The following is an 8144-nucleotide window of genomic DNA, read 5'->3' as shown; positions in this document are numbered from 1 at the left end:
ACTGTGGTCTTATGAGGTATTAATCACCGTTTCCGGCGGCTATCCCTCTGTACAAGGCAGGTTACCCACGCGTTACTCACCCGTCCGCCGCTTTCCAGCTCTATCTTCTCCCGAAGGATTAGTTAAAGCCTTCTCGCTCGACTTGCATGTGTTAAGCACGCCGCCAGCGTTCATCCTGAGCCAGGATCAAACTCTTAAATAAAATTTTCGGGTTTGACCTTTTATTGGTCAGGCTAAACGTTGACTTTTACATCAATCGTTCAACATGTTTTTTATCCTTACACTGTTCAGTTTTCAATGTCCAAAGCTATTTATAATTTCTTTATCGTTCTTTTAGCGACAATAGTTATTGTATCAAATATTCATTTTATTGTCAATACTTTTTATTTGTTATCTTTTACCAAATTTAACCCTTAGTATCCGTTAAACTTTATACATATATTTTGTTCAACAACTATAGCGCTTATATATATTATCACGTGAAATATACCTTGTCAATACTTTTTTAACTATTAATTTCCTGCGTCTTGCCAACAAGGATATTAATTCTTTAAATTTTAATATTTAAATGAAAAACTTTAATTATTTTTTATTGTTTATGATAAAACTAATAGAATAGGTTAATTTAAACTTAGGGCAATTGCATAATATATAATAATTTTCTAGGGATTTTAAATCTATATGTAATAGTTAGTTTTCCAAAATACAATTATGCAATTTCCTCAATTACTACTATATCAGGGGTGATTACAATTATGATAACTATTTTTATAAGAACCGTAGTTCTTTATATATTAGTTGTAATAGCTATTAGAATAATGGGAAAAGGAGAATTATCTGAACTTCAGCCCTATGAGCTAGTTGTTATAATAATGATATCAGAATTAGCTTCTCTACCTATGGAAACAGTAGAAATGCCTTTTGTAAATGGAGTAGTAGCAATTTCGACCTTAGTTTTTTTACAGGTAATAATATCTTTTATAACTCTAAAAAGTGAAAAAGCAAGATCTATAATATGCGGAAAACCTAATATTTTAATAAAAAAAGGCAAAATTTTAGATAGAGAATTAAAAAGACTTCGTATTAGTATGAACGATTTAATAGAACAACTTCGGATAAAAAATTTCCCTAATATTGATGATGTTGAATTCGCAATACTTGAAACCAATGGAGACTTAAGTGTAATTCCAAAATCTTCAAAGAGACCCTTAACTCCTTCAGATATAAATTTAAAAGTAGAAAATGAAGATTTACCTATTGGCTTAATACTGGATGGGAAAATAAATCAAGATAATCTTAACAAGGCTTCTTTAAATTTCAATTGGTTATATACAGAACTTAAAAAACAAAATATTGATGATATTGATAAAGTTCTATACGCATCAGTTGATAAAAATAAAACCTTGAAAGTTCACTTTAAGAATGATAAATAAGAAAGAAGGGGTAAGAAAATGAAATCTCTTTTTATTTCTACAATAGTAGTTGTAATTTTAATAACCTTTTGGGTTATTATATTTTCTCAGGTATCAGAATCTGTAGAAATTTTAAGCTCTCTTTTAGAGGATATGGAAGATAAAATCTACAATGATAATTGGAAATCAGTACTTGATGTTTATAAACTTATAAATGATAAGTGGACTAACACAAGTAAAATATTGATGCTAATTCTTGACCATGGAGAAATGGAAAAAATAAATCTAGCTCTAGAAAAACTAGAAAAATACATATCTTTGAAAAATAAGTCTTTAGCAATTGGTGAAGCAGCATCTTTAAAGTATTTATTAAATCATATAAAAGAAAAGGAATCTTTGTCCCTTAAAAACATATTTTAAATCATACCCCCTACATATATCAAAAAAATATTTTCTTGAAAAAGTTTGTATATTATTTACATTTTTTTGTTTTTATGATATAATTTCATTGGGGCAATATATCTACATTATTATGTAGCATTGAGAATATTTATTAAGAGATTGTCCTGCTCAGGAAAATCTCTTTTTTACAGAGGAGCTTCTACCTATCTTTGATACCCTCTGTTTCTACTACCCTTGTAGTTTCTTCTTTATATTTTTATCTTATACTTTTCTTAATTTAAATATTTTAGTGTTAAATGTATATAGTCATATATATTAACTAAATCGCTTCTATATTTAGTGGGTTATTTTTTATACTTTTTATTTAATATTTTATAAATTATGTTTTTGCATATTTAATTATACATGCTGTCAAATTTTATTGATATATAAAAATAGTATAAAATTTATTGTTTATATAGAAAAACTTAATTTATACATATTATAATATTAGACTTTTATAAGGCTTCTGATATGTATAAATTAAAGTCTTTACCTAAATTCTTATATATACAAACTTATAAATTTGAAAATAAAAATTATATTTAATTTTTTCTAATTCATAAAAATATAACGGACTTTATTATTTAAAATACTCATGGTGAAGAGTTTAATATTTGATCAGGGTATATTTTAATCTCTATTTATTGTTATTTTTTTACATCGAATGATTGTTTTTGAATATATGAATTTAAAAGGTTTATATGTTTAATAAAGTAAATTATCTTTCTATACTATAATTCATAAGCGTTTGAAATGTACCGATTTTTTGCATTTAGCTTTAGTAGTAAATTTTTAGATAAAACAATTATGTAAAATTCTTACTTAAAATTGATAAGAAAAAATGGGAGGTATGTTTATGAAAAACAATCTTTATAGCAAACTTAGTTTTGCTGTTATTGGTGCTGGCAGTGGAGGTAAAGCAATAGCTGGGTATTTAGCTTTAAAGGGGTATACGGTAAATCTATACAATCGAAGCATTGAGCGGATAAAAGACATAAAACAAAAAGGATATATTAATCTTACGGGTTGCTTTGAAGGTCGTGGACCTTTAAACTTAGTTACTAATAATATTGAAAGGGCTATAAAAAACGTTGATGTTATTATGGTTGTATTGCCTGCAAGTGCTCACAAATTCGTTGCCAATAAAATTGCACCTATAGTAACATCAAATCAATACATAGTCCTTAACCCTGGAAGAACAGGTGGTGCTTTGGAATTTAAAAATATCATCTCAAAACATAATCCTATAAAGGAAGTATGTATCGTAGAAGCTCAAACTCTATTGTTTGCTTGTAGAGAACTCCATGATGTAAACGTAAAAATCTTTGGTAAAAAGAATGAAGTCAAGGTATCAGCTTTACCAGCAATAAAAACCAATGAATTTATAGGAAGAATTAATAAAGTTTTTCCTGAATTTACGGCTTCAAAAAATGTTTTGGAAACTAGCTTTAATAATATAGGTGCTATGTTACATCCTATACCTACTATATTAAACTGTGGAAGAATAGAAAATACCCATGGAAGTTTTCAATATTATATTGATGGAGTAACCCCATCAATAGCAAGTGTTATAGAGCAAGCTGATTATGAAAGATTGATGATTGCCCGCAAATTAAAAGTAAAGGCCATATCATTAAAAGAATGGTTATCTTATACCTATGATGCCCACGGTAAAACATTATGTGAAGCATTAATGAATACCCATGGTTATCATGGTATTTCTGCTCCGCCTAATATGCAAACAAGATATGTTTTTGAAGATGTTCCCCAAAGTTTAGTTCCTATTTCAGACATGGGTAAACATCTTTGTATTAATACTCCAACTATAGATTCTATTATTCAACTTGCTTCAATTATTCATAATACTGATTACTTTAAATATGGTAGAAAAATAGCTGATATGGGACTTGATAGATTATCTACAGTGGATGAAATAATAGATTATGTAATAACAGGACAAATCGATACTTCAGAAGAAGGAGTGGTTGCATAATGAAAAAATTTTTAGGAGCTGCTATAGGAAATTGCGTCCATGTAGGAGGAGCTGTAAATTTTCTAAGATTAGTTGAAAAAGAAGGTCATGGAACAGAATTTTTAGGGGCAGCCGTAAGCATAGATAAATTAATACAAGCTACAATAAATTTAAAACCTGATGTTGTATGCATAGGATTTAGATTAACTCCAGAGTCAGTAATTCCATTACTTGATAATCTTGAAAATGAAATCGAAAAGAGAAAGCTTAATAATATAACATGGATTTTTGGTGGTACTAAGCCTGTGGCAAATATTGCAAGAAAATATTCTTTCTTTTCTAAGATATTTGATGGCACTGAGGATTTGGATGAGGTAATTCAATATATAAAAGGAAATAATTTAAGAGAAATAAAAACCTCTTATTCTCAAAACCTTATTGATAGAATTGAAAGCAAATACCCTTATCCAGTGATAAGGCACCACTTTGGTTTACCATCTTTGGAAGAAACCTTTGACGGTATAGAAAAAATTGCGAGTTCAAAGATATTAGATATAATTTCAATAGGCCCCGATCAAAATGCACAAGAAAATTTTTTTACACCAGAAAAAATGAATCATGAATTAGATGGTGCAGGAGGGGTCCCTCTAAGAAGTGAAGAAGATTTTAAAAAGCTATATCAATGTTCAAGAACAGGTAATTATCCACTTTTAAGATGCTATAGTGGAACTACAGAGGTATTCAAATTTGCTAAATTACTTAAAGATACAATAAATAATGCATGGTGTGCAGTTCCTCTTTGTTGGTATAATGTTTTAGATGGAAGAGGCCCTAGAGAAGTCCTTGACTCCATTACAGAAGGCCAAAAACTCATGAAATGGCATGGAGAAAGAAATATACCCGTTGAAGTTAATGAATCTCATCATTGGAGTCTTAGAGATGCCCACGATACTATAGGTGTGGTTATGGCCTTTTTAGCAGCTTATAATGCTAAGAAAATAGGTGTTAAACATTATATTTCACAGTATATGTTTAATGTTCCACCATCTATGCATCACAAAATGGATTTAGCAAAAATGCTTGCAAAAATTGAACTTATTGAATCATTGGAAGATAAAAACTTTAAAGTCTATAGACAAGTGAGGGCAGGTTTGGCTAGTTTAAGTGCCGATTTAGATGTTGCTAAAGGTCAATTGGCAGCTTCAACGTATCTAGCCATGAGTGTTAAACCCCATATAGTCCATGTAGTAGGCTTTAGCGAAGCTGATCATGCTGCTAATGCAGATGATGTTATTGAAAGCTGTAAAATTGTTAGGGGCGTTATCCGTTCTACCTTACATGGAATGGCAGACATGACTCAAGATCAAGAAGTGGTTTATAGGAAGAATGAATTAATAAACGAAGCTAAAGTTTTACTAAATGCCCTTAAGGAATTATATCCTGAAAGTCCAAATTCTTGGTGTGACCCATTAGTGTTAACCGATGCTATAAAAAGAGGTATAATAGATGCACCTCATCTTAGAGGAAATCCAAGTGCAAAAGGCACATTGGAAACAAGAATTATTGATGGTAAATGCTTAGCTTACTCCAAAAAATTAGGTAGAAGCATATGTGAAAATGAGAGATTATCGGAGCTTCTAGATATTGAAAATACTATCATTTCAGCATAAAAAGGCCAAAAGGCCTTTTTTAGTTATATTTTTTGATTTTTAAATTTATTATAATTTATTTTCTATTTCTCAGAATTCTTAAATTCCTCACGTATTTTATCTAAAAAATCATCATTTTTTAATATATCCATGGCAGTAAGTACTAAAGCTCCTATTGTTTGCTCCATTGAATCATATGCCATACTGGTCCTTGTGGCCTCAGCAAATTCTATAGTATGACCAGCAATATCTTCTTCACATATCCCAAAATAAGGGTGGATAGTAGGAACAACCTGGCTTACATTACCAATATCTAAAGATCCAAAGCTTTCTCTAGCTTCATGTATTTCTTCAACACCCATTTCTTTAAGGTTTTGGCAATAAAGATTTGATAAAATTTCATTTGTAATTAAATTATCATATGATGCTTCATAGTTTGATATATCAAGCTTGGCACCCGTAGCAATAGCAGCTCCATTGGCACAATTTTTCACTTTTTCAACTAACTCATTTAAATAAGTCTTTGTTGTTGCCCTTACATAGAACTGTGCAATGGCTAAATCAGGCACTATATTTGCAGCTTTCCCACCTTCTTTAATTATCCCATGTATTCTTGACGTTGACTTTATATGTTGTCTAAGGGCATTAATATTTACAAAAGTATTTATGGCTGCATCTAAAGCATTAATTCCCTTTTCTGGAGATGCAGCAGCATGGGCTGTTTTTCCCTTAAAAGTAAATTGAATTGCCTGCATTGCTAAAGAAGTTCCGCTTTTGTTGTGCTTACTTCCTGGATGAACCTCCATAGCAATGTCTATATCATTAAAAGCTCCCTCATCAGTCATTTGAACCTTAGCTCCACTTGTCTCTTCAGCAGGAGTTCCAAAAACTACTACTTTCCCCTTGAAATTCTTTATAAGTTTACTTAGCACTATTCCCGCTCCAGTATTAGTGGCTCCCAATAAATTATGTCCACATCCATGGCCTATGCCTGGCAATGCGTCATACTCAGATAGAAAAGCAATACTAGGACCTTCTTTACCACTATCGAAAACAGCTTTAAAAGCAGTTTTCATCCCTAAATATTCCTCTTCTACTATAAAATCATGCTTTTTTAAAAGCTCAACATGCCCCCTGCAGGCATTAAATTCTTCATACCCTAATTCAGGATTTTCAAATATCTCTTCGCTAAGAATTGTTAATTCTTCTTTTAAATCCTGTGTAATTTTTTTAACTTCCTTAATCATAAAGTTTACCTCCCCTACTTAATTCATTTTTCCTAATTATTTTGCCTAATCTACCATTTTCTATTTTATTATCCTCTAGTGCTATTTTACCATCAATAATCACATAAGAAATCCCCTCTGATTTTTCCGTAGGCTTATCAAAACTTGCAGTATCAATTATTTTATCAGGATTAAAAATAACTAAATCCGCATCATACCCCTCTTTTATTTGCCCTTTATTATTTAAACCCAGCCTCTTAGCTGGAATTATTGTCATTTTCTTTAATGCGTCAGTTAATGATAAAGCATTTAACTCTCTCACATATTTTCCAAGTATTCGTGGAAAAGTTCCAGCTCCTCTAGGATGGCCTTGACCTCTATTATAAAGCCCATCGCTGGCAACCATAACATATGGAGATTTTAGAGCCTCGATTACCTCTTCTTCATTCATTACAAAGGCAACAGCTAGCATATTAGGATATTCTTTTCTAACTTTGTAGAAAGTATCTTTGTCACATCTAACTCCCTTATATGGCTCTTCAGTTAAAAGAATGCTGTCGAAGGATTTATTCCAAAGATTAAAACATCCATCATCAAAAACTGAAGATCCTATGTAGGTACTGAAAGCATCATAGGGATAGCAATCAGCAGAAATATCCACACCACTTTTTACAGCTTCTTCTATAACCCTCAATGATTCCTTCATCATTCCGTAAGCTGTACAGCTTCCTAGATGGGATATTTGCATAGGAAGTCCAGTTTCCATAGATATATTTATTAATTCTTTAATTGAATCTATTCCATATTTTGCATCCTTTCTATAATGGGCAGATAGTAATATATCCTTATCCTTTATGGAATTGCAAAGATCTATTACTTCACTGTATTTAATTCCTGGAGAATATTCTAGTCCAAATGAAATACCTATTGCTCCCTTTTCGATGGCATCTGAAGCTAAATTTCCCATCTTTAATATTTCTTCTTTTGTTGCACTAGTATACCTCTCAACACCAATAACATTACGTAGATAATTATGTCCTATAAAGGAAAGATAATTTACTGGTGCTCCTTTTCTATCAACAAACTCAAAAAACTCGTATATACTTTGTCTGTTATTTCCGCAATTTCCTGAAACACAGGTAGTAACACCCATAGACAGCATCTTATTTGCTATATCATAATCATCTCCATCTATTGTATTCCCAATTGTTTCTTCATGCATATGTATATCAATAAATCCTGGGGAAACTATATTTCCCTTAGCATCTATTTCTTTCTCAGCATCTTCACTACATTGGCCTATACATACTATCTTACCATTTTTTACAGCAATATTACATATGGTCTGGGTTTCTTTTTCAAAATCTATTATTTTTCCATTCCTAATTTTTAAGTTATACATTCTAAATCACTCCTAAATACTTTTCCGTAAGGCTTTTAC

General features: G+C 30.9%; 6 protein-coding genes and 1 rRNA gene. 4 read left to right on the top strand and 3 right to left on the bottom strand.

All coding sequences use genetic code 11. The features are described 5' to 3' along the window. Positions 1–202: ribosomal RNA gene (locus B5X81_RS20890) — 16S ribosomal RNA — on the bottom strand; the annotation flags it as partial. Between the two features lie 553 nt (positions 203–755). Between B5X81_RS20890 and B5X81_RS20885 the strand changes: the two genes are divergently transcribed. The 4 genes from B5X81_RS20885 to B5X81_RS20870 all read left to right on the top strand — a co-directional run bounded on the left by B5X81_RS20885 (position 756) and on the right by B5X81_RS20870 (position 5498). After that, entirely contained in the window at positions 756–1433 is a 678-nt protein-coding gene (locus B5X81_RS20885) for a YetF domain-containing protein (RefSeq protein ID WP_079494555.1), read from the top strand. Positions 1434–1451: 18 nt separating this feature from the next. Beyond that, entirely contained in the window at positions 1452–1832 is a 381-nt protein-coding gene (locus B5X81_RS20880) for a DUF4363 family protein (RefSeq protein WP_079494553.1), read from the top strand. A gap of 880 nt (positions 1833–2712) precedes the next feature. Further along, positions 2713–3849 carry an NAD/NADP-dependent octopine/nopaline dehydrogenase family protein gene (locus B5X81_RS20875; RefSeq protein WP_079494551.1) on the top strand — a complete coding sequence of 379 codons (1137 nt, stop codon included), beginning with the start codon at positions 2713–2715 and terminating at the stop codon, positions 3847–3849. Beyond that, the gene (locus tag B5X81_RS20870) at positions 3849–5498 is read left to right on the top strand and encodes a cobalamin-dependent protein (RefSeq protein WP_079494549.1); all 1650 of its coding nucleotides are present in this window, start codon (positions 3849–3851) and stop codon (positions 5496–5498) included. Before B5X81_RS20875 ends, B5X81_RS20870 begins: the two co-directional genes overlap by 1 nt. A gap of 62 nt (positions 5499–5560) precedes the next feature. On the opposite strand, the gene B5X81_RS20865 is transcribed toward B5X81_RS20870, so the two are convergent. Beyond that, positions 5561–6724 (bottom strand): M20 family metallopeptidase, encoded by a 1164-nt coding sequence (locus tag B5X81_RS20865; RefSeq protein WP_079494547.1) that lies wholly within the window; start codon positions 6722–6724, stop codon positions 5561–5563. Beyond that, positions 6717–8105 (bottom strand): N-acyl-D-amino-acid deacylase family protein, encoded by a 1389-nt coding sequence (locus B5X81_RS20860; protein WP_079494545.1) that lies wholly within the window; start codon positions 8103–8105, stop codon positions 6717–6719. Before B5X81_RS20860 ends, B5X81_RS20865 begins: the two co-directional genes overlap by 8 nt. Positions 8106–8144 lie beyond the last annotated feature (39 nt).

Origin of the sequence: Maledivibacter halophilus (assembly GCF_900167445.1) — a bacterium.
GTDB classification, from domain to species: domain Bacteria; phylum Bacillota; class Clostridia; order Peptostreptococcales; family Caminicellaceae; genus Maledivibacter; species Maledivibacter halophilus.
This window is presented reverse-complemented; position numbering and strand designations above follow the sequence as displayed.

What these genes read in the sequence shown, in the direction of transcription:
- B5X81_RS20885 (WP_079494555.1), top strand. Translation starts at nt 756, where the DNA reads ATGATAACTATTTTTATAAGAACCGTAGTTCTTTATATATTAGTTGTA.
- B5X81_RS20880 (WP_079494553.1), top strand. Translation starts at nt 1,452, where the DNA reads ATGAAATCTCTTTTTATTTCTACAATAGTAGTTGTAATTTTAATAACC.
- B5X81_RS20875 (WP_079494551.1), top strand. Translation starts at nt 2,713, where the DNA reads ATGAAAAACAATCTTTATAGCAAACTTAGTTTTGCTGTTATTGGTGCT.
- B5X81_RS20870 (WP_079494549.1), top strand. Translation starts at nt 3,849, where the DNA reads ATGAAAAAATTTTTAGGAGCTGCTATAGGAAATTGCGTCCATGTAGGA.
- B5X81_RS20865 (WP_079494547.1), bottom strand. Translation starts at nt 6,724, where the DNA reads ATGATTAAGGAAGTTAAAAAAATTACACAGGATTTAAAAGAAGAATTA.
- B5X81_RS20860 (WP_079494545.1), bottom strand. Translation starts at nt 8,105, where the DNA reads ATGTATAACTTAAAAATTAGGAATGGAAAAATAATAGATTTTGAAAAA.